This is a genomic window from Erysipelatoclostridium sp. AM42-17 (assembly GCF_003480255.1).
Taxonomy (GTDB): Bacteria; Bacillota_I; Bacilli_A; order Erysipelotrichales; family Coprobacillaceae; genus Faecalibacillus.
In genome coordinates, this window is the sequence record NZ_QUIN01000020.1 from 23537 (window position 1) to 46394 (window position 22858).

18 protein-coding genes and 1 tRNA gene are annotated in these 22858 nt (G+C 29.9%); 15 read left to right on the plus strand and 4 right to left on the minus strand.

Translation table 11 applies throughout. The features are described 5' to 3' along the window. The 3 genes from DW911_RS08200 to pepT are packed head-to-tail and all read right to left on the minus strand — an operon-like array spanning nucleotide 1 to nucleotide 3423. Nucleotides 1-1305 (minus strand): glycoside hydrolase family 32 protein, encoded by a 1305-nt coding sequence (locus DW911_RS08200; protein WP_118607694.1) that lies wholly within the window; start codon nucleotides 1303-1305, stop codon nucleotides 1-3. Between the two features lie 16 nt (nucleotides 1306-1321). Continuing rightward, nucleotides 1322-2218 (minus strand): diacylglycerol/lipid kinase family protein, encoded by an 897-nt coding sequence (locus DW911_RS08205; RefSeq protein WP_118433208.1) that lies wholly within the window; start codon nucleotides 2216-2218, stop codon nucleotides 1322-1324. 2 nt (nucleotides 2219-2220) lie between these two features. Next, nucleotides 2221-3423 (minus strand): peptidase T, encoded by a 1203-nt coding sequence (gene pepT, locus DW911_RS08210; RefSeq protein WP_118433209.1) that lies wholly within the window; start codon nucleotides 3421-3423, stop codon nucleotides 2221-2223. Between the two features lie 113 nt (nucleotides 3424-3536). Between pepT and DW911_RS08215 the strand changes: the two genes are divergently transcribed. Beyond that, on the plus strand, nucleotides 3537-4124 hold the full coding sequence (locus tag DW911_RS08215) for a ribonuclease H1 domain-containing protein (RefSeq protein WP_118433211.1): 588 nt from the start codon (nucleotides 3537-3539) through the stop codon (nucleotides 4122-4124). Next, the gene (locus DW911_RS08220) at nucleotides 4121-4633 is read left to right on the plus strand and encodes a thermonuclease family protein (protein ID WP_118433213.1); all 513 of its coding nucleotides are present in this window, start codon (nucleotides 4121-4123) and stop codon (nucleotides 4631-4633) included. Before DW911_RS08215 ends, DW911_RS08220 begins: the two co-directional genes overlap by 4 nt. Nucleotides 4634-4652: 19 nt before the next feature. Here the strand turns inward: DW911_RS08220 and DW911_RS08225 are convergent, their stop codons facing one another. Then, on the minus strand, nucleotides 4653-4940 hold the full coding sequence (locus DW911_RS08225; protein ID WP_118433215.1) for a hypothetical protein: 288 nt from the start codon (nucleotides 4938-4940) through the stop codon (nucleotides 4653-4655). Nucleotides 4941-5053: 113 nt separating this feature from the next. On the opposite strand from DW911_RS08225, the gene DW911_RS08230 reads away from it, so the two are divergent. The 13 genes from DW911_RS08230 to DW911_RS08290 form a co-directional block, all read left to right on the plus strand. Beyond that, nucleotides 5054-6028 carry a glycosyltransferase family 2 protein gene (locus DW911_RS08230; RefSeq protein ID WP_118433217.1) on the plus strand — a complete coding sequence of 325 codons (975 nt, stop codon included), beginning with the start codon at nucleotides 5054-5056 and terminating at the stop codon, nucleotides 6026-6028. Nucleotides 6029-6336: 308 nt separating this feature from the next. Continuing rightward, nucleotides 6337-6879, plus strand: coding sequence for a serine O-acetyltransferase (gene cysE / locus DW911_RS08235; RefSeq protein WP_118433219.1), 543 nt, complete (start codon nucleotides 6337-6339; stop codon nucleotides 6877-6879). Then, nucleotides 6851-7468: a phosphatase PAP2 family protein gene (locus DW911_RS08240; protein WP_158568213.1), complete on the plus strand. Its 618-nt coding sequence runs from the start codon at nucleotides 6851-6853 to the stop codon at nucleotides 7466-7468. Before cysE ends, DW911_RS08240 begins: the two co-directional genes overlap by 29 nt. A 59-nt stretch (nucleotides 7469-7527) precedes the next feature. Further along, nucleotides 7528-8637 carry an AI-2E family transporter gene (locus DW911_RS08245; protein ID WP_118433223.1) on the plus strand — a complete coding sequence of 370 codons (1110 nt, stop codon included), beginning with the start codon at nucleotides 7528-7530 and terminating at the stop codon, nucleotides 8635-8637. A 56-nt stretch (nucleotides 8638-8693) separates the two neighbouring features. Then, a complete protein-coding gene (locus DW911_RS08250) occupies nucleotides 8694-9857 on the plus strand; it encodes an FprA family A-type flavoprotein (protein WP_118607695.1) in 1164 nt (387 codons plus the stop codon). Nucleotides 9858-9940: 83 nt separating this feature from the next. Next, nucleotides 9941-10017, plus strand: a tRNA-Arg gene (locus tag DW911_RS08255). Between the two features lie 97 nt (nucleotides 10018-10114). Then, nucleotides 10115-10378 (plus strand): hypothetical protein, encoded by a 264-nt coding sequence (locus tag DW911_RS08260; RefSeq protein WP_118607696.1) that lies wholly within the window; start codon nucleotides 10115-10117, stop codon nucleotides 10376-10378. Between the two features lie 173 nt (nucleotides 10379-10551). Beyond that, entirely contained in the window at nucleotides 10552-11505 is a 954-nt protein-coding gene (locus DW911_RS08265; RefSeq protein WP_118607697.1) for a helix-turn-helix transcriptional regulator, read from the plus strand. A gap of 117 nt (nucleotides 11506-11622) precedes the next feature. Beyond that, nucleotides 11623-12978: an InlB B-repeat-containing protein gene (locus DW911_RS08270; protein WP_118433229.1), complete on the plus strand. Its 1356-nt coding sequence runs from the start codon at nucleotides 11623-11625 to the stop codon at nucleotides 12976-12978. Between the two features lie 88 nt (nucleotides 12979-13066). Continuing rightward, nucleotides 13067-13510, plus strand: coding sequence for a MarR family winged helix-turn-helix transcriptional regulator (locus DW911_RS08275; protein ID WP_118433231.1), 444 nt, complete (start codon nucleotides 13067-13069; stop codon nucleotides 13508-13510). Then, nucleotides 13491-14846 carry an MATE family efflux transporter gene (locus DW911_RS08280; RefSeq protein ID WP_118607698.1) on the plus strand — a complete coding sequence of 452 codons (1356 nt, stop codon included), beginning with the start codon at nucleotides 13491-13493 and terminating at the stop codon, nucleotides 14844-14846. The genes DW911_RS08275 and DW911_RS08280 overlap by 20 nt, the downstream gene beginning before the upstream one ends. Nucleotides 14847-14861: 15 nt before the next feature. Then, complete coding sequence (locus tag DW911_RS08285) at nucleotides 14862-15365, plus strand: AAA family ATPase (protein ID WP_118433235.1); 504 nt, start codon at nucleotides 14862-14864, stop codon at nucleotides 15363-15365. Between the two features lie 121 nt (nucleotides 15366-15486). Next, the coding region (locus DW911_RS08290; protein ID WP_199669466.1) for a discoidin domain-containing protein at nucleotides 15487-22858 on the plus strand (7372 nt) is incomplete at its 3' end.

The window sequence follows — 22858 nt, forward strand, 5'->3', positions numbered from 1 at the left end:
TTATTTAACCGTTTTTATTTCGTACTTACAATTACATTGGATTGTATTATCTAAATGATAAACAATATGACTTAAAACATAATATCCATGGTTAACATATGTTTCAATAATATATTGATCAATATATATATCAAGTTCACAATAGTCAATAGGAGGAGTTTGACAAATTAAATCAACATCCTCATCACAATCAATAAATACATTCTCTCTATTTGCTAATAAGCAATCTTGATAAGTTAATACATAACCACCAATATTGATAGAATCTCCGTGTTTTAAACAAACATGAATCATAGTTGGTTTTTGATAGTCAAATTGTTGAGTATCAACAATAAATTGATTTTTAATATTTGGATGTACATCAGTATAAATGTGATTATCATGATATTCTATAATTCTTGGCATTGTAAATAAACCACGCCAGTCGCCTTGATCTTTTACAGGCATACGCATCCAACCAACAAAGATTCTATTACCATCTTGATCAAGTGTGGTTTGTGGAGCATATAAATCACGACCATAGTCTAAGAAACGAAGTTCACCTAACTGGCTCATTGTACAATTTTCATGATTGAAATAGCATGTTGTAATTCGAGTATGACTAGGATAACCGTGTGTTTCAGTTCTTTCGGGTGACATAATCAGTAATTGTTGTTGATTAACCGTAAAAATATCAGGACATTCCCACATATCACCTAATTGAACTCCACGATAATTATTTTGATAAGACCAATTTATAGCGTCATCAGAAGTATAGAATAAGAGTTGCCCTTGCCCATGATTGTGCTCGTCAAAATATTTACTTACTATGACCATATAATATTTTCCGTTATAAAACCATACTTTAGGATCACGGGTATGTGTTGGATGACCAATTTCATTTTCTTTAAAGGCTGGAATAATCAGTCTTTTTTGATTAATATTATCAAAATGGATGCCATCTTCACTAATTAGCATACTTTGACTTGCTTCAAAGGCATCATTTAAAGTTTTATGTATATTTTCAGGGTTAGGTTGTAAATATTTAACAGATGTATAATAAATGTACATCTTTCCATCTACTTCAATACTTGAACCTGAAAAACATCCATTGGCATCATAATATTTACTAGGATATAAAGCAATACCTAGATTTTGCCAATGAACAAGATCTTTAGATACAGCATGATACCAATGCATCGTTCCCCATGTACAACCATAAGGGAAATACTGATAAAATAGATGATATTGTCCTTGATAATAAATAAATCCTACAGGATCATTACACCAATTCTTATTTGGTGATAAATGTAATTTTGGGTGCATAGTAATTTCTCCTTTTTTATGGTACTAATAGTGTAATAGCTTGACTGACATTTTCAATGGTGACGGGTAAATGACTACCTTGTTCACCATCAATATCAATAATCACATCTTGATTTAAACAAGATATTTTCATTGAAGAAGTTTGTATATATTCGATAAATGGACTTTTATCATGTTTACCAAAAGAATAATCTTTAAACAAAGCAATGAGATCAGTAATACTGCAACGCTTAACAACCATTAAATCCAATTTGCCATCACAAATATCAGCATATGGAATCAATCCATCAAAGCCACCGACACGATTGGTATTTGTAATAGCAAACATATAAGCCTCTAGATGAAGTGTTTGATGATTAGCTTCAATTTCTAATTCTAAGTTTGTTTTTAATTGACTATGTAAATTTAATAGACCATTAACATAATAAGCTAATGGACCGAATTTCTTTTTATCCTCTTTGCTTACAGTAAAAGAGATATCACTAAACATACCTCCAGCAGCTACATTAATAAAATATTGATTATTTATTTTACCAACATCACTTTTTATTGTTTTAAAATTTTTAATCATCGAAATAATGGCATCAACTTCAGTTGGCAAATTTAAGTAATTAGCAAAGTCATTGACAGTACCGGCAGCCATCAAACATAAAGGTATATGTTTGTGACTATCTACCATCCCACTGATAACTTCATTTAAAGTGCCATCTCCACCAACACTGATGAAAAAGTCATAATCTTTTTCATCAGTATCTTTTGCTTTATAGTACGCATCATTTTTCTTTTGGGTATAAAAAACGTCAACATGATTGACAATTCCTTGAAGAACTAATTTACCAATGAGTTGGTCTAATTTATTTTGTAAAATATTTTGACCTGATGATGGATTAATAATAAATAAACATTTTTTCATACTTATTCCCTTACGAGTTCAATTAATAATTGAACTCCCTTTTTCATACTTGTTAGTGAAACATATTCAAATGGACCATGGAAATTGCCACCACCAGTACCAATATTTGGACATGGTAAGTTTTTATATGTTAACAAGGCACCATCTGTTCCACCACGAATAGGTTGAGCCTGTGCTTCAATACCACATTTTTCCATGGCATTTTTTAAACGTTCGATAATTTTAGGATGTTGTAAAACAATATCTGCCATATTAAGATATGATTCTGTAAATTGAACATCAATACAATGATAACCGTACTGTTCATTTAAGAAATCTTTAGCACGATTAAATTGCTTGATTTGTTGATCTAATATCTTTTTATCATGATTTCTTATTATATAATCCATTTGACAATATTCACATTGACCTTCTATATGATGCAAATGATTAAACCCTTCATATTTTTCAGTATATTCAGGACGCATAAACTCGGATAAAAGTTGATCAAATTTGATAGCAACTCGACTCGCATTGATCATTTTCCCCTTAGCACTACCAGGATGAATAGATTTTCCTTTAATTTTGACTTGAGCACTGTAGGCATTAAAATTTTCGTAATTATAAACATCAATTTCATCACCATCTATAGTGTAAGCATATTGACTATGGAAACGATCAACATCAAAATGATCACTTCCTCGCCCTATTTCCTCATCAGGAGTAAAAGCAATTTGAATATCATTATGCTTAATTTCAGGATGGTTTGACAAATATTGCGCCATGGACATGATGATAGCAATACCAGCTTTATCATCTGCACCTAATAAAGTCGTCCCATCGGTTGTGATTAAATCATGACCTACTAGTTTCTTTAATTTTGGAAACTCTTGAGGATTTAAAGATAATTCTTGATTAAGTTTAATTGCATTTCCATCATAATTTCTTATAATCTGTGGTTTGATATTTTCACCAGATGCATCAGGACTGGTATCCATATGGGCAATAAAGCCAATAATATCTTGTTTACCACCATTTCCTTTGATTGTTCCATAGATAACACCTTCTTTTGATAATTCAACATTGCTGATGTTCAATTCTTTCATTTCCTTAACGAGTTCTCTAGCAAAAACAAGTTGATTTGAAGTAGAAGGTACAGTAGATGAATGTTCATCGCACTGAGTATTATAACTGATATATTTTAAAAATCTCTCTTCGATATTCATTTTATAACCTCCATTTCACTAATCATTATTATAACAATTTTTATAAGTGAATAAAATATTAGAACTTTACTTCCAATAAAAAATTAGGTATGATGAAGCAATGAGGTGTAACTATGAAAAAATACTATGCTGTAAAAAAAGGAAAGAAAACAGGAATATTTGAAACTTGGAATGAGTGTAAGGAACAAGTATCTGGTTTTTCAGGTGCCGAATATAAATCATTTGCCTCGTTACAAGAAGCCAAAGATTTTTTAAAAGTAAAAAAAGAAAATTTAAGTGAAGTCGATTTGCTTGCCTATGTTGATGGAAGTTATAACATTAAAACTAAAGAATATGGTTATGGTTGTGTTATTATTGAAGGACAACAAGTTATTCAACAGCTTTATGGTAAAGGACACCTTGAAGAATATATTTCAATGAGAAATGTCTCAGGAGAAATATTAGGATGTCAAAAAGCAATAGAGTATGCCATAAAACATAATTACCATCATATTTGCATCTATTATGATTATGAAGGAATAGAAAAATGGGCAAAAGGATTATGGAAAGCCAATAAACCAGGAACAATCAACTATGTAAAAAAAATACAAGAATATCAAAAACAAATAGATATTTCTTTTATAAAAGTCTTAGCTCATAGTGGAGATACTTATAATGAAATAGCTGATAGCTTAGCTAAAAAGGCGGTAGGAATAAAATGAAAATTCCCAAATCAAAAGTTAAAAAATTATCAAAAACTTTTTTAGGAGCACTTATTATACTATGTGCGCTTGGTTATAATTTGTATCGTGAAAGTCAAACAGAATCATCAAAACGTTTTGAAGTAACTTTAAATCGTTGTGTAGATGGTGATACTGCTTGGTTTAATATAGATGGAAAAAAAACCAAAGTGCGCTTTTTATACATTGATACCCCTGAATCAACCAAAACAATAGAACCCTATGGTAAAGAGGCAAGTCGTTATGTAAAGACACAATTAGAAAATGCGCAAACCATTGAATTAGAGTACAATCCTGAAGGCAATCAAAAAGATAAGTATAATCGAACTTTGGCATGGGTATTTATAGATCATGTTTTATTACAAGAAAAAATAGCCAGTCAAGGCTATTGCAAAAAGTTTTATGATTATGGATGTAACTATACATACAAATCAGTTATTATCAAAGCCGACCAAGAAGCTAAAAGAAAAGGTATAGGCTTATATAGTTAATAAAAGCGTAACTATGAAGTTACGCTTGTTTTTTATTCTTTTTATTAATAATAAATATAATGATAATTGTTATAACGATAACGATTGGACAAATCCAGATAAAATTGCTTTTAATATATTGTGCATCTCCTGACCACCAAGAGAACCATTCACCACATTTTTTAATTAAAATAGCGATAGCATAAGAAAAAGTTCCACATCCAACTAAACCAATAATGACTTGAATCCATTTCTTTAAGACTTCTTTAAATAAAATAACTGTAGCTAAGCATACTAAAGCAATAAACATATTAATAACGAAATGCATTTCGATTCCTCCTTATATACCTAATAAAAATATCATAAAATAAGGGTAAATGCAATATTGTCGTGCGCTAAATTCCTATTTATGATAAGATAAAAGTAATTGGGGGTATATTTATGAAATTACTAACAATCTGCATACCGTGTCATAATTCACTAACAACAATGCATAAAAGTATAAGTTCTTGTTTACTAATGAAAGAAGAACTTGAAGTGATTATTGTTGATGAAAATTCAACTGATGAAACTTATATGATAGCTAAAGAATATGAAAAAGAATATCCAGATACGATAAAAGTGATTAAAATTGGTGATTATGATTCTGCCATAGAAGCAGCAATAGATCACAGTGAGGGACTTTATTTCAAAGTATTACAATGTCAAGATTATTTTGATCAACCTTCTTTAGTGAGTGTTATCGAGACATTAAGAGATATTATACGTATACAAGCTAATCTTGATTTGTTACTTACTAATTATAAAGTAGCTATTCCAGAAGAAAAAGAATATCTATATTCTTATGCAAAAACATTACCAACGGAAACGTTATTTGGATGGCATTCTTTAAAAAAAATATCACAGTGGACTTTGTTTAATAATGCGGCATTGACTTTTAAAACAAGTATTTTAAAACAAATTCAACATCAAGTTAAACAAATGGGTAATTATTTTGAATTATGGTCATATTTAGCTTTAACTCATGTTAAATCAATGTATTATTTAAACATTCCTTTCTATTGTTTTGGTAAAAAACCATATCAATATGATCAATATGATAGTCAATATATATCTGATTTATTAATGACTTTATTTACAAGTATTGATGTTTATGCTTTAAAGAGTAGAAAACAAAGACATTATTTTATTCATTATCTATCTGTTGTCTTTATTATTGCGATGGTTTGGTTTGTTAATGAAAATCAAGAAGCAAGCAAAATTAAATTATGGAAAGAAATGGCTTTACATGATCCTAAGTTATTTAAAGCTATTTATCATCAACTACCAGGAAGACGCATAGGTCTTGATAATAAATTAGGAAATACGATTTTGATGAAGAATTATGATTTGTTAAAAAGTAAATTTCATATGTGATTGTATACACACAAAATAGAATATGTAATATTTTTGTAAAAATCATAAATAAGTTAGTTAATTTTAAAAAAATAAACAAAATTATTGACAATGTTTATTATTCTTATATAATGATAGACATAAATCAATAGATTTATAAGGGGAAGGGGTCAAACCTATCAAGTTTAGAAAAGAACTCATGGGGGATGAGTTCTTTTCTTATATTCTAATAGCCTAAACTTATAAAAATGTAAACATAAAATAAAAATGAGCATATAACTTGAAATATATATGTCATTTTGTATAGAATACACACAAGGAGTGGGAATGTGAAAGAAAAAGGATTAATCAAAAAGGTGCTAGAAACAGATCCGGCTGCGAGAAATTGGTTTAATGTAGTAATTAACTATCCAGGTGTACATGCGATGTTTTTTTATCGTATTAATCATTTTTTATGGACAACATGTCATCTTAAGTTGATTGCTCGTTTTTTAAGTCAGTTAGCACGCTTTATTACAGGTATTGAAATTCACCCTGGAGCTACGATTGGTCGACGTTTTTTTATAGACCATGGTATGGGTGTTGTTATTGGTGAAACAACGATTATTGGTGATGATTGTGTTTTATATCAAGGGGTGACTCTTGGTGGTGTTGGTACTGGTGAACATAAGGTAAAGCGTCATCCGACATTATTAAATAATGTAATGATTTCAGCTGGAGCAAAAGTGATTGGTGATGTGACGATTGGTAATAATAGTATTGTAGGAGCACAAACAGTCGTTTTGTCAGATGTTCCTGATAATTGTACGGTTGTTGGTGTACCAGCATATATTGTTAAAGAGAATGGTCAAAGAATTAACAAAAAATTATAAGCAATGGTTGTGGTTAATACCATTCATTGCTTTTCTTTTAGATTTTTTTTGCATTACTTATCGTCTTAGCACAGGAATTGATCAAGAAGTCTATCAATTTTTGCATACTATTCAAAACCCAGTACTTACGCAAATTTTTAAAATGATTACTTTTTTAGGAAGTTCTTATTGTTTAATAGGACTGGGAATTGTTGTAGCAATCATCCAATATAAAAAAGGAATTCTCTATGGAATCCATTTAGGATTAGTTCATATCATTAATAATATGATTAAAGCCTTCATTAAAAGACCACGACCAAATCCAATTTATCATTTGGTTAAAGAAACAAATTATAGTTTTCCCAGTGGTCATGCTATGGCTTCAACGATTGCTTATTGTATGTTAGATGACTATCTTCAACAAACATCTTTACCTTATAAAAATATAATCCATATTGTGATGTATTCTCTTATATTTCTTATTTGTTTAAGTCGTGTATATTTAGGAGTTCATTACTTTTCTGATGTATTAGGTGGATTTTTATTTTCTTTAAGTTATTATTTATTTATCAAATATCATTATTTATTAAATCCTAAGCATAATGCTTAGGATTTAATTTTGATTAAGAATGGAGCTATGATATAATAATAAAACAAGGAGAATCAGTTATGAATAAAAAAGAAATGTTAAGAAAATATAGTTATTTGTTCATTGTCTTATGTTTAGTTGCTATATTTTATAAAGTTTTTGATGTTACTATTTTTGGATATATATTAAATGCATTTTTACCTTTGATTATCGGAGCAGTATTGGCTTATTTTTTACAACCATTAGTTTTAGGATTAGAAAACAGATTAGATAAATCAAATAATAAATGGTTATTAAAACACAGTCATAATTTAAGTTCAGTATTAGTATTTTTATTATTTATTCTTATTATTGCTTTATTTTTGGTGTTTTTAATACCAACAGTTGTAAATTATGGAATTCATTTAGCGAAGAATATTACTTCTTATGTAGACGAATTTGAAGCATCTATGTTGACAACATTTGGTCATGGTCAGATTTATAATCTTGTAATTAAAGGCGAAAGAATGATTATTCATTATTTTGATTCACCATCATTTGTTGAAGCAGGTGCTCTATTAAAAACAATTTCTAAAACCGGAAGTACAATGATGACAATTTTGATTGGTCTTATTTTCTGCCCTTATGTTTTAATTGAAGCCAAAAAATTAGTTAGTATTTTTGATCGTTTTATGCTTCTATTTATTGAACCAGAAAATCTTAATTTAATTCATGAATATGCTTATCGTTCACATCGTATTTTTGGTTCATTTATTTATGGGAAATTTATAGATTCTATTATTATTGGTTTAATAGCGTTAGTAGGTTTTGGATTATTAGGGTTAAAGTTTTTCCCATTACTTGCTTTTATCGTTTTTATTACCAATATGATTCCTTATTTTGGACCTTTTATTGGAGGGATACCGGTTGTTTTTATTGCATTACTTACAAATGGTTTAGCATCGGGTATTTATAGTGCTATTTTCATTTTTGCTTTACAACAATTTGATGGTTTAATTTTGGGACCAGCTATTTTAGGAGATACGGTTGGTATTTCACCATTCTGGATTATTTGTTCTATTACAGTATTTGGCAATATGTTTGGTTTTATCGGTATGTTTTTAGGGGTCCCACTTATTTGTGTGATTAGAATGTTATTTAGAGATTTTATAGATTATTCTAAAAATAAAAAAAGAAGCGAAGTATCATAAGTATATTTTAAACATATTTATTTAATAGTGTTATAATGAAACAAAGGGGGTATTTTATGAATAAAGTCATAATAAGTGATGATGTTAAGTATATTGGAGTGGATGATACAACACTGGATCTTTTTGAAAGTCAATATGTAGTTCCTCATGGTGTTAGTTACAATTCTTATCTTATTTTAGATGATAAGATTGCAGTAATGGACACGGTTGATGCAAGAAAAACAAAGGAATGGTTTGCTAACTTGGAGCATGAATTAAAAGACAGAACACCTGATTATTTAGTAGTTTCTCATTTAGAACCTGACCATTCGGCTAATATTCAACTATTTGTTGAAAAGTATCCTCAAGTTAAATTAGTTTTAAGTGCGAAAGCAAAAGCTATGTTGCTACAATTTTTTGATATTGAAGACATCGATCAAAGATGTTTGGTTGTAAAAGAAGGACAAGTTTTAGATTTAGGTAAACATCATTTAAAATTTATTATGGCACCGATGGTTCATTGGCCAGAAGTGATGGTAGAATATGAAACAGAAGAAAAAATACTATTTTCAGCAGATGGTTTTGGTAAATTTGGTGCTTTATTATATGAAGAAGACTGGGCTTGTGAAGCAAGACGTTATTATTTTAATATTGTAGGAAAATATGGCGGACCGGTTCAAACTTTATTGAAGAAAGCAAGTGCTTTAGATATTCAAATGATTTGCCCATTGCATGGTCCTATCCTTAAAGATAATTTAAGTTATTACATTGATAAATATCAAATTTGGAGTCGTTATGAAAGTGAAGATGAAGGTGTATTTGTGGCTTGTGCTTCTATTCACGGTAATACAAAAGATGTGGCTTTAAAAGTAGTTGAGATGTTGAAAGCAAAAGGAATTAAAGTTGCTTTTGCAGATTTAACAAGAGATGATATGGCTGAAGCGATAGAAGATGCTTTTAGATATTCAAAAATGATTTTAGCAGCAGCTACATACGATGGTGGCATTTTTAGTCCAATGGAAGATTTCTTACACCGTTTACAACATAAAGGATATCAAAATAAAACAGTTGGTTTAATTGAAAATGGGTCTTGGGCACCACTCGCTAATAAGGTAATGAAAGATTTACTTGAATCAATGAAAAATATCAATATTTGCCAAAATACTGTAACAATTAAATCTACATATAAAAATGAAAATCTTGAAGCAATTAATCAATTACTTGATGAAATCAACGAATAAGGTCGCAATACGCGACTTTATTTGTTATTTCGGTTAAATAAATGATTGCATTTATCTTTATATATCGTTAAGATATAAGAGATGTTTCCGTAGCTCAGCTGGATAGAGCAACCGCCTCCTAAGCGGTAGGTCGGGTGTTCGAATCACCTCGGGAACGCCAGATAATAATACTGAAGGTTAACTTATGCCTTCAGTTGTTTTTTATTTTAGAGTATGTTAATTTGTAATAAATGATGTAGAAGTTAAGGAGTAATAAAATGAATGATATAGTTCAAACAATTAAACAGGAAAAACAAGTATACATATCTACAATATTGATGATGGCTTTATTCACTTTTTTATTTTTAGGAATAGAATACTTATTTGTTGATATGATTTCTTTATCAACATCAAGTAAACATTCAGTATGGGCACAAAATTGTATGCTTGGAATGAGTAGTTTAGGATTTTTATTATTTCCGATATATAATCGAATTTTTAAACAAAAACATGAAAAGATCAAAATTATATTTTTTCTTTAATAACTATTATTTGTATCTTTGTTATTTACAATCATTTATCATATCAAATTACATTTATAGCAGGGCTTATTTTATTTTTAACTCTTGGCTTTTTAGGAAGTGTTACCTTTTATAAAGCAGCAAATATTCTTCAAAATAGTCAGTATTTAGCACGATTTGTTGGTGTTTCTTATATGATAGGAATTATATTTCAGTTTTTAAATAATAATTTAGTATCTTCTAGGATTGTAGAGGTATGTATTTTATCAATCGTGATGTTCATTTTTATGATCATATTAAACAATCAAAAAACTCAAGCTTTTAATCAATACAATGAAAAGCATGATTCGAATATTAGAAGTGTTATGATTTCTTTAATATTATTGATTATTTTAATGTCGTGTGTTTTCAGCACGCTTGATAATGCTGTTACTTTAGTGCATGCTTCAGGTGTGGTAGATATTGGTCAATTACCAAGAATTTTACTAGCATTAAGTGGCTTGATTGCAGGCATCATTTTTGATTTTCAAAACCGAAAGTTCATGTGTCCCGTTATGTATTGTATGATGTTACTTTCTACCTTATGTATTATTGTTCTTAAGTTTTCTGAACCATTTTTAATAGGACTCATTATTTTCTATATGACAGCCGGATTTTTTGTTGTTTTCTTTACAACCAGTTTTATGGAATTGTCATATTATACGTATTATCCTGATCTATGGGCAGGGTTGGGACGTGCGCTTAATAACATGACAGCAGCTTTATTTACAACTTACTCATTAAAAATTGTTTCTTTACATACTGATATAAAAATGACTATTTATATTGTTTTATTGTATGTGCTAATAAGCATGATTACATTTGTATATATCTATCAAAGGAATAAGATGACAGAAAGAATAACATCAGTAAACAAAGAACGAAGTAAAGAAGAAAGGCTAGCATTAATTCAAAATGAATTTTCTTTTACACCTAGAGAAACAGAAGTATTTGATTGTTTAGTTTCTTGTGAAGACAGCATTCAAATGATTGCTGATCATTTATATATTTCAAAGCGTACTTTAGAAAGATATATTTCATCAATCTATAAAAAAACAGGTGTTAAATCAAGAATTGGTTTAATCAATATCTATAATCAAAAAACATAATTGTCTTCTTTTTAGAAGACTTTTTTAATAAAATGACATTTGGCGGACATCCCTTATACCTTTATAATTTAAACTTTTTTATAATAATTTTAAGAACAGGGAAGGAGAATATAAAAAATGAAGAACAAAAAAAATAAAAGATGTAGAGTGATGGGGTGGATATTATCATTATGTATGATATTTACAATGTTACCTGTTTCTGTTTTTGCTGAAAATGATTATCCAGATGATATTGAAATCGATGCTACATTCGATGGCTTTGCTATGGACATATTTTTAAATGATCAGCGAGTTCAAGGTGGACCAGCACCACATATTCAAGGCACAGCAAAAGGATATGCTTCAGGACAAATTCATAACGTAATCAAAATTCAATTAGATTTTGGTGCAGGTAATATTGGAAGCGTGACAATCAATGGTCAAAATATGACCATAAATGAAGATGTTCGAGATGAGGTGTCATTTGAAGTTGATCCTGCAAGTAACTACACTATCGTTGTAACAAAAAGACAAGATGAAACACATATACCTAGAACATTAATATGGGATAGTAATAAAACAAATAATCCTGATTTACATGATGATGAATTATTAAAAAATGGGAGTATTGAAATTATTGATATCAAAGATGAAAATGGAAGTTCAGTAGGATTAAATGATGTAAAACAAGACTTAAATAAGAATAACGGTTGGGCAAGTATTATTCCCGGATCAAAAGTAATTTTAAAATTGAAACCTGATTACGGGTATCAACTAACAACCATTAAAATCAATGATCAAGAATTGATAGCTAGTCAAGAACAATCTATATTTACTTATACAATGCCTGATACGAATGTTCATATTAGCGGTATCTTTACAAAAGTAGACGATCAGGTTAAAACGCTATCGAATGAAGTAAAAAGTGGTACAATACAAATTGATAATTCAGAGATTGATACCGGTTCAGTTGTCTTATCAGTTAATGATACATCATTATCTGATAATCAAAAATCAAATTTTCAAAAGTCAATTTCAGGCTATCAAATTTCATCATATTTAGATATCAATTTAAATCAAGTCATTTATAAAGGTACCAAGGATGAAGTTTGGCAAAATGAATTGAAGAATTTACAAAAGAATGCAACTATTTCACTTCAATTACAAAACAATATTAATGGTAATGAAATGATAGTGGTACACGAAAAGCATGATGGCAGCTATGAAACAATTCCAACAACATATAATCCTTATGACCACAGTATTACTTTTGAAACATCAAGCTTTTCAAATTATGCTCTTGCTAGTAAAATAACAACTACTAATCAAAATTCAAACAATATAACGAATCATTCGATTGACACAAAAAAGAAAGCAGTCAAAACAGGAGATACTATGAATAATGTTTATACATGGTTTGTTGTTCTGATCATATCAAGCATCGTATTGACAATGATTGTTTTATATAGGTTAAAAATAGATTATGAAAAATAGTAACGATATTATCGTTACTATTTTTTCTTGAAATTGATATGAAAAGGTATAAAATATAGTTTGTATTCAAACTATATAGGAGGGCGCTATGTTAGAAAATCAATTTCATTATCAATTATTAAAATGTTTTAATCAGCAAAAAAGACTCATCAACCAAGAAACCATAAAAATAAATGTCTTACCAGGACAAAGTAAAGTTTTGCAATGTCTATATGAGTATGGTCCATTAACACCTAAAGAAATAGGAATAAACTGTATTATTGATAAGTCAACGACGACAACTTTATTAAATAAGATGCAAAAAATGAATTATATTGAAAAGAAAAGTTTAAATCATGATAAGCGCTCTATTCAAATATATCTTACTGATTTAGGTAAAGAGAAAGCTAAACAAGTTAATCAAATTTGTAAAGAAAAAAACCAACTTATTTTGAAAAATCTCTCTTTAAAAAAACAACAAGAATTGTTAAATTTATTTAAAGAAATTAATCAATCATTAGAAAGAAGTGATGATGATGGAAACAAAAAATAACTTTGCTGTAGGGAGTATTCCTCATCATATTATGTCCATAGCTGGACCGATGATTGTTGCGCAATTGATTAATGTTCTTTATAACATTATTGATCGTATTTATATAGGGCGAATTCCTCATGTAGCCACGCTTGCTATGGGAGGACTTGGTATTTGTTTACCGATTATTTCAATAGTGATGGCATTTGCTAATTTATTTGGTATGGGTGGTTCGCCTTTGTGTTCGATTGCTAGAGGACAAGGGAAAAATGATGAGGCAGAAGAAATTATGGGAAATTCTTTTGCGTTACTTGTTATTTTTGGCATTTTACTTACGCTTATTGGTTTTGTTTTTAGAAAAGATATTCTATGGGCCTTTGGTGCCAGTCAACATACTATAAGTTATGCTTTAGATTATTTAACGATTTATTTAATAGGAACAGTTTTTGTTTTAATTGGATTAGGAATGAATAGTTTTATTAATGCTCAGGGGTTTGCTAAAACTGGAATGATGACAGTATTAATAGGAGCTATTTTAAATATAATTTTGGATCCTCTTTTTATCTTTGTTTTCAATATGAATGTAAAAGGGGCAGCATTAGCTACTGTTATTTCTCAGTTTATTTCTGCTTTATGGACTTTGCAGTTTTTAACGGGAAAGAAAACAATTCTTAAATTAAAAAAGAAATATTTTAAACTTAACTTTAAATATGTTAAACGTATTTTTTCACTTGGAACAGCAGGTTTTATGATGGGAATGACGAATTCAATTGTTACTATTGTATGTAATTCAACATTACAAAGTTATGGCGGTGATTTATATGTAGCAATTATGACTATCATTAACTCTATTCGTGAAATAGCGCAATTACCTGGTCAAGGAATGGCTAATGCCTGTCAACCTGTATTAGGTTATAATTATGGAGCAAAAGAGTATAAACGTGTCTTATATGGTATTCAATTTGTTACGATTGTTGCTTTTTTAATGATGTTATTTATCTGGCTTATTATTACTTTATTTCCAGAAATCTTTATTCATATTTTTACCCATAATCAAAAAATGCTGACTTATGGAACGACTGCTTTACATTTATATTTCTTTGGTTTTTTTATGATGGCTTTTCAAATGGTTGGTCAAGCCACGGCGGTCGGTCTTGGAAAATCAAAACAGGCTATTTTCTTTTCAATTTTTAGAAAAGTCATTATCGTTGCTCCTTTAACTATTATTTTGCCCAAATTTATTGGTATTAATGGTGTCTTTATTGCCGAAGCAGTAAGCAATTTTATAGGTGGTGGAGCTTGTTACATCACAATGTGGTTTACAATAGGCAGAAAACTAAAAACCAAAATAGCATAGAAAAGAGATAAAAAAATGAAAAAACTATATTTAATTGGTGGCACAATGGGAGTGGGTAAAACAACAATTTGTCAAGAACTGAAGAAAAACTTGGATTGCAGTGTCTTTTTAGATGGTGATTGGTGTTGGAATAGTCATCCCTTTTGTGTGACTAATGAAACAAAAAACATGGTGTTAGATAATATTTGTTATGTACTTAATAATTTTATTCATTGTAGTGTCTATGAAAATATTATTTTTTGTTGGGTTATGCATCAACAAAGTATTATTGATGATATCATAAAGCGTTTAGATTTAAAAGAATGTCAAATTATACCTATATCATTGGTTTGTGATGAAAGCACACTTAAACAAAGGTTATTAAAAGATATTCAAGAAGGTAAAAGAGAAGAAAGTATTCTTTTACGTAGTGTAGAAAGAATACCTTTATATAATCAATTAAATACCATAAAAATAGATACAACAAAAAAAACAATCAATGAAATCATTGATGAAATTATAGAATCAGGATTATCCTGATTCTTTTTGTATACAATCCGTTACATAAAATGTAACACGTTACAAGAAGTGACTAAACAATGTAGGAATAAATAAGGATGTGATAATGTAGAGGAAGAAATAAGTAGAGGGGAGAAAGAAATTGAAGAAAAAGAAAACAATAAGTAAATATGCAGCGTGTTTTCTAGCACTTAATATGGCAGCAGAGCCAATTACTGGGTTATCTATGTTTAGACCTAGTGCAATCATGGCTCAACAACAAGATGTTATTACTGAAAGTAACGATCCTTATTTAGTGTCATCAAATAAAGAAGTGACAGTCAGTTCAGTTCGTGGTGATGCAACAGGTGATTTAGCGACAGATGGAAGTGATGATACGCGTTGGGAAAGTGATTGGCGTGGAGACAAAGCAGAATGGATTAAAATTGATTTAAAGAAAGAAACAAAAATCACTAAAATTCATTTGAATTGGGAAGGTGCCTGTGCCAGTGAATATCAAATCCAAATATCAGATGATGATGATTCTTGGACAAATATAAAAGAAGTAACTGATGGTAAAGCTGGAAAAATTGATTTTGATTTTGATCAAGTTACAGCGCGTTTTGTAAGAATTTATGCTTCAAAAAGAGCAATGATAGCTTATGGTGTTTCATTATTTGAATTCCAAGTTTATGGTTTTAATGGCTTATATAAAGTCAATTTAGCACAAAATAAACCAGTTCAAGCTTCATCATTATTAGATGAATGGTGGATGAAAGATGAAAACGGAAATATCAAACCGGGGGAAACACCAGACGCTAAAAATGCGGTTGATGGGAATATGTCATCTAGATGGCGTTCAGGAAATGATAGTTCTTATTTTAAAGAAAATACACCTCAATGGATCTCAGTAGATTTACAAGGATTATATAAAATCGGGCAAGTTAACATTACTTATGATGGTGAAGCAGCCGCAACAATTTATGATCTTCAAGTATCTAATGATGGTCAAAATTGGCAAACAGTATATCGTCAATTAAGAGGTAACAATAAAAAACAAAAGATAAGATTAACTGCTACAGGACGTTATGTTCGTGTTTTATGTAGAAGCAAATTTAGAGATGCTTATATTGCGATTAAAGAATTAGAAATCTTTAGACAAATGGAAGATGAAAAAGATGTGACACATACTATTCCAGATCTTCCTAAAAAAGAAGTTGTTTCAGTTAAAAATTCAAAAGCAACTTATAATTCAAATGATATCTACTTTGCTAATCAAGCAAGATATCCAGAATATATTGAAGATAATTTAAAGAATAAACCATTAGCTTCTAATGACTGGTGGCAATCATTAGTCATTAATGAAACAGGTAATGCTTTATCTTTATTACCTTTAAAAGTTAAATATGAACCAACTAAAGGTTTAGGATTATTAACATATAGTAAATCTAAATGGAATAAAGCAGATGATTATACACAAGGTGCAGTTACTGCCTCTAAATCAGAATCAACAATGGCATTCTATGTAGAACCTAGTGATTTTGATGATAGTCAAGCTTACAACAAAGTAAGTGGTTATGGTGATTATCATGTTAGTGTAAATTACTATGATGCTAATGGTTTATCAATGTCTAATACTTTTGTTAAGGGTTCACCATATACATACTTTGATTTTCATGATAAAAAGACAATCTCTTTAAATATTAATGATGATGAACAAGCTGGTGTAACAGCAATATTCTTCGATGAAAAAGGAGATATTTTAACAGAAGAAGGGAAAATAACAACAGACCACATTGGTATTAAAACTGTAACTGGAGATAAAACAAACTATTATGATGTCAATGTTCCAGCTGATACTCAATTTGAAAAGACAGATACAGGATTAAAGATTACAATTAAAGATGATGATTCTTATATGTCAATTGGAACAATGACAGATGCAAGTCAATTGAATCAATTCTACTTACATGGTTATGCCTTTGTAACAGATACTAATGTTGCATATGATTTTGATGAATCTACATCTAAGATTACATCAAGCTATAATTTAACAACAAAAGTTAAACGTGATGGATTTACTGATCAATCTTATCAATGTATGTTCCCTCATCAATGGGATAAATATGCAAGTGATCAAGACTTAACAAAGTTAAATATCATTTATGATTCACCTCGTGGAAATCTTAAATTATATGATGGAAATTCATTTAAAATGCAAGATACTTTCTATGGAATGGTACCTGAATTTACAGCACCAACAAATGGAGAATATGATGAAAATGAATTATTATCTTATTTAGATAACTTAGATCAAGGAACTCAAGGAAACTTAGTTGGATCTGATGCTTATTGGCAAGGGAAATCACTACATCCTTTAGGAATGGGTGTTCTTGTTGCTGATCAAGTGGGTAATACAGAATATCGTGATAAGTTCTTAGGTAAAATGAAAACAATCTTAACTGATTGGTTAACATATAGTGGTGAAGGTGATCAGGCATTCTTCTTCTATGATAAAAACTGGGGAACTTTATATTATAAAGATAGTGAATTTGGGGCTAATAGAGACATTTCTGACCACCACTTTACTTATGGATATTTTGTCTTTGCATGTTCAGTACTAGCAACATATGATGATGAGTTCTATCAAGATTATAAAGAAATGATTGATTTAATTGTTCGTGATTATGCAAGTCCTGATAAAAATGATAATATGTTCTGTCGTTATCGTAGTTTCGATCCTTATGAGGGTCATTCATGGGCTGGTGGATATGCTGATAATGATGATGGAAATAACCAAGAAGCAGGAAGTGAATCATTATTTGGTTGGGTAGGTGCTTATTTATGGGCAACTAAACGTGAAGATAAAAAGATGAGAGACTCGGCTATCTTTGGATTTACAACAGAATTAAATGCTGTAGAACATTATTGGTTTAATTATTATGGTAAATCAAATGATGGTTTAGATCATAGTGGTTGGCCTGAAGATTGGCCAAGTAAGATTATTGGACAAACTTATGGAAGTAGTTATTTCTATGGTACTTTCTTTGGTGGATATCCAACTTATATTTATGGTATTCACTGGTGTCCAGTAGGAGAATATATTAGTTACTATGGTGTAGATAAAAAGGCGGCTGCTAATATTTATCAAGGTGTTATTGATGATACAAATGGACAAAAAGCAGCGCATCCTGAAGTAACTGATTATCCAGATACGCTTAACTCTTGGCAACATATCTTCTTACCATTTTTATCATTAAGCGACAGTGATCGTGCAATGCAAGAATTAAATCATGATACACAATCACAAGCAGAAGGATTTAATACATACTGGTTCTTAAATAATATGAAAGATTTAGGACAAAGAACGACTGATATCTGTGCTACTGGTGGTGTTTCTTCATCAGTGTATGTCAAGGAAGTTGATGGTAAAAAACAATACCAAGCTATGGTATGGAATCCTACAGATCATGATATTGAAGTTACATTTAAAAACAGTGAAAACAAAGTAGTAGGAAATGCAACAATAGCTGCACAATCATTATTGCGTTTAGATCCTACTCAAAAAGATGCTGTACAAACACAAAAACCTACTTTCTCTGTTGAAAGTGATACATATGATGATACTCAATATGTCAAGATTTCATCTGAAACTAAAGGTGCAACAATTCACTATACAACTGATGGAAGTACGCCAACAACAAATTCTCCTGTATATAAAGGAAGAATTGCTGTAAGTGAATCAACAACAATAAAAGCAATTGCAGTTAAAGATGATTATATTAACTCATCAATGAATTCTGTAAAAATCAATATTGATACAAATTGTATTACTACAGGTATTAATCTTGCTACTAATAAACCAGTTGTTGCTTCTAGTGAAAATGGTAATGTAGCAAGTAACGCTACTGATCATAATGCTAAAACGAGATGGGAAGCAGCCCAAAAAGATGATCAATGGATTTATGTAGATTTACAACAAGAATATGATATTAATAAAGTTAAATTAAGTTGGGAATCAGCATATGCTAAAGGATATGAAATTCAAGTTTCTAATACTCCAGATGATGAAACAAGTTGGAAAACAGTATACACTGAAACAAATGGTGATGGTAATTTTGATGAAGCTATCTTTAATCCAACAAAAGCAAGATATGTCCGTATTAAAATGAACCAAGCTGGTACTGATTATACTTATTCACTTTATGAAATTGGTGTTTATGAAGCACGTAAGATATCAAAACCACAATTATCATTGAAATCAGGAACATATCAAGGAAATCAATTCTTAAGTATAGCAAGTGGTACAAAGGGTGTTCAATTTAGATATACTACTGATGGTAGTGAACCAACAGAAAAATCTAAATTATATATTCCGGGGTTAACCCTTACTAAAGATACAAATATTAAAGTTAAAGCATTTAAAAAAGGAATGCTTGCTTCTGATACCGTTAGTGGAAATTATGTCATTAATAATGGCGTAGATATAGGTGATGAAGACTTATATGATAAAGCACCTAAATTTAGTGTAAAAGAAGATGAAGAAATTGAAGAAGAATTACTTGCTGGTGAAAAAGGTGCATCAGATACTAATGAATTAATTAGTGGTAACTTAGCTTACAACAAAAATGTTGTTGTCTCTTCTTTAGAAAATGAAAATAGTAAACAGAATCTTGTTGATGGAAATATTGATTCTACTTGGTCATCTGATTTTAGAAATGTTGAAGATCGAAATAAAGAATATTGTTATGTTGACTTAGGTGCTTCTATGGATGTTAATCAAGTAAAATTACATTGGGTTAACAATACAGCACCAGGTAATAAATATGCAATTCAAGTATCTGATGATGAAAAGAATTGGAAGACAGTTTATATTTATAATCAAGCAAATAACAATAGTGATGATGCAACAGATGTTTGTAACTTTGATACAATTAAAGCACGTTATGTAAGAATGCAAGGTATTAAATTAGGTCAAGGTTATGGTTATGCTTTACGTGAAATGGAAGTAAGAAATTTAACAGACGCACAACCATTTGGACAAAACGTAGGTGTTGATGCAATGTATGAAGGAGACACTTATGATAATTTACATGATGGCAATATGGATACATCAACAACATTATCTGGACAAGGTTCATTTACATTTGATTTAGCTAAAACATATAACATTGATCGTATGACTTTTGATCATGAACAAGCTGGACAAGGAACATATACGATTTCTTATTCAACAGATGGTGAAAATTGGACAAAGATTGATTCATCTAATTTAGATAAAAACATTGATTTATCATTTGATGCAGTTGATGCACGTTATATTAAAGTTGATTATAATGTTGAAGGTTCAATCAATGTTAAAGAATTACAAGTCTATACAGTAGGTTCATCTAGAGATGAAGAAGCTAAAGAAACTATTTATAATGGTGTTGATGCTGTTGCTTCAACAAATACTCAAGATGCTATAAAAGTATTAAAAGATGAAGATCGTTGGCAAGCTGATGGAAATGACCAAAATGAATGGATTTATATAGATTTAGGTGAAGCTAAAGATATTAATGAAGTTAAGTTTAATTGGGAAGGAGCTTATGCCAAAGCTTATACAATCCAAGTATCTAATGATGCTTCATCTTGGGATGATGTTTATTCTACTGATCAAGGACATGTAGGAGATGATACAGCAAGCTTTGCTACAGTGAATGCACGTTATGTTAAAGTACGTTGTGATCAAAGAGGTACTGATTGGGCAGCTTCATTATATTCGATGAAGGCAGGATATGTTGAACCAATTGAATTGGATCATATCTTAGTTGGACCTCAAGAAAGTAAAATTGCTTTAAAAGATAAGTTACAATTAAATTATGTATTCTATCCAGCAAATGCAACTGATCAATCTATTACATTCAAATCTTCTAATGAAGAAGTTGCAACAGTTAATGCTAAAGGTGTTGTTACAGCTAAAAAATTAGGTGAAGCAACAATTACAGCTATTGCCGCTAACAACAAAACATATGAAGTTAAAGTAAAAGTAACAGGAAAAATCAGTAAACCTTCATTAACATTAGACCAAAAAGTTTATAATAGTGTAGATTTATCATGGGATGCTATTGAATTTGCAGATCATTATAATGTTTATGTAAGTGATAAGGCAGATGGTGAATATACTAAAGTTAATGAAGCACCAATCACAGATACACATTATTCTATTGATCAATTAACTGATGGAAAATATTACTATAAAGTTCAAGCATGTAGTGGAGATGCTGATTATTTAGATAGTGATTTAAGTAGAGCACAATCTATTAAAGTTTCTGCACCAACTGCTATTGATTTAGATGTAACTTCTGCAACAGTAGGTGTAAATCAAGATTATACAATTCAAGTAAAAACAACATTAGATCCAAGTACATTATCATGGAGTAGTGATAATCCAGATGTTGCTACTGTAACTAATGGAGTTGTTCATACTTTAAAACCAGGAAAAGCTACAATCACTGTGTCATCTGGTACTATTTCAAGAACATTTAGCTTAACTGTCATGGGTTCATTAGAATCACCAGTATTAAACAAAACAACAGATGATAATAATGTAACTCTTTCATGGAATGCTATTGAAAATGCAACAAATTATGAATTATATCGTAAACAAAATAATGGTGAATATCAAAAAATAGCAACAACTGATCAATTATCATATCAAGATAAAAACTTAGATCCAGGAGATTATAGTTACAAATTAGTTGCTAAAGGAAGTGAATTCTACGCAGATTCTACAGATAGCAATGAAGTATCTACAAGAATAACAAAACAATTAGAAGCAGCAACACCAAAAGCAACAGTAACAAAAAATACTGTTAAATTAACATGGGATAAAGTAGAACATGCTTCAAAATATCAAATCTTAAAAGCAAATGCTGAAGGACAATATGAAGAAGTAGCAACAGTCGATACAAACAGTTATGAAGAAACAGGATTAGACGCTGGAACATATTCATATAAAGTTGTTGTTTTAGGAGATGAAATTTATACAACATCAAAAGAAAGTGAAGCTGTAGAAGCTACAGTCAAAGTAGAAAAATTGGCATCAGTGGTATTAGATGCAAAACAAGAAGGAAATAAAGCAAAACTAAGCTGGCAAGCAGTAGAACATGCAAGTGGTTATGAAGTCTACCGTAAAGATAACAATGGAGAATATAAACTTGTGTTAGAAACAAATCAAACAAGCTTTGAAGAAACAATGACACCAGGAACACATCAATATAAAGTTATCGCTAAGGGAACAGGGAACTATGGATCAAGTGATGCTGTAGAAAGTGATGTTTATAAAGTTACAAAACAATTAGAAGCAGTAACACCAAAAGTAGCAGTAACAAAAAATACTGTTAAATTAACATGGGATAAAGTAGAACATGCTTCAAAATATCAAATCTTAAAAGCAAATGCTGAAGGACAATATGAAGAAGTAGCAACAGTCGATACAAACAGTTATGAAGAAACAGGATTAGACGCTGGAACATATTCATATAAAGTTGTTG

Bases quoted from the DNA above. Each gene is read 5' to 3' on its own strand.
- DW911_RS08200 (WP_118607694.1), bottom strand. From the start codon at position 1,305: ATGCACCCAAAATTACATTTATCACCAAATAAGAATTGGTGTAATGAT.
- DW911_RS08205 (WP_118433208.1), bottom strand. From the start codon at position 2,218: ATGAAAAAATGTTTATTTATTATTAATCCATCATCAGGTCAAAATATT.
- pepT (WP_118433209.1), bottom strand. From the start codon at position 3,423: ATGAATATCGAAGAGAGATTTTTAAAATATATCAGTTATAATACTCAG.
- DW911_RS08215 (WP_118433211.1), top strand. From the start codon at position 3,537: ATGAAAAAATACTATGCTGTAAAAAAAGGAAAGAAAACAGGAATATTT.
- DW911_RS08220 (WP_118433213.1), top strand. From the start codon at position 4,121: ATGAAAATTCCCAAATCAAAAGTTAAAAAATTATCAAAAACTTTTTTA.
- DW911_RS08225 (WP_118433215.1), bottom strand. From the start codon at position 4,940: ATGCATTTCGTTATTAATATGTTTATTGCTTTAGTATGCTTAGCTACA.
- DW911_RS08230 (WP_118433217.1), top strand. From the start codon at position 5,054: ATGAAATTACTAACAATCTGCATACCGTGTCATAATTCACTAACAACA.
- DW911_RS08240 (WP_158568213.1), top strand. From the start codon at position 6,851: ATGGTCAAAGAATTAACAAAAAATTATAAGCAATGGTTGTGGTTAATA.
- DW911_RS08245 (WP_118433223.1), top strand. From the start codon at position 7,528: ATGAATAAAAAAGAAATGTTAAGAAAATATAGTTATTTGTTCATTGTC.
- DW911_RS08250 (WP_118607695.1), top strand. From the start codon at position 8,694: ATGAATAAAGTCATAATAAGTGATGATGTTAAGTATATTGGAGTGGAT.
- DW911_RS08260 (WP_118607696.1), top strand. From the start codon at position 10,115: ATGAATGATATAGTTCAAACAATTAAACAGGAAAAACAAGTATACATA.
- DW911_RS08265 (WP_118607697.1), top strand. From the start codon at position 10,552: ATGATAGGAATTATATTTCAGTTTTTAAATAATAATTTAGTATCTTCT.
- DW911_RS08270 (WP_118433229.1), top strand. From the start codon at position 11,623: ATGAAGAACAAAAAAAATAAAAGATGTAGAGTGATGGGGTGGATATTA.
- DW911_RS08275 (WP_118433231.1), top strand. From the start codon at position 13,067: ATGTTAGAAAATCAATTTCATTATCAATTATTAAAATGTTTTAATCAG.
- DW911_RS08280 (WP_118607698.1), top strand. From the start codon at position 13,491: ATGATGGAAACAAAAAATAACTTTGCTGTAGGGAGTATTCCTCATCAT.
- DW911_RS08285 (WP_118433235.1), top strand. From the start codon at position 14,862: ATGAAAAAACTATATTTAATTGGTGGCACAATGGGAGTGGGTAAAACA.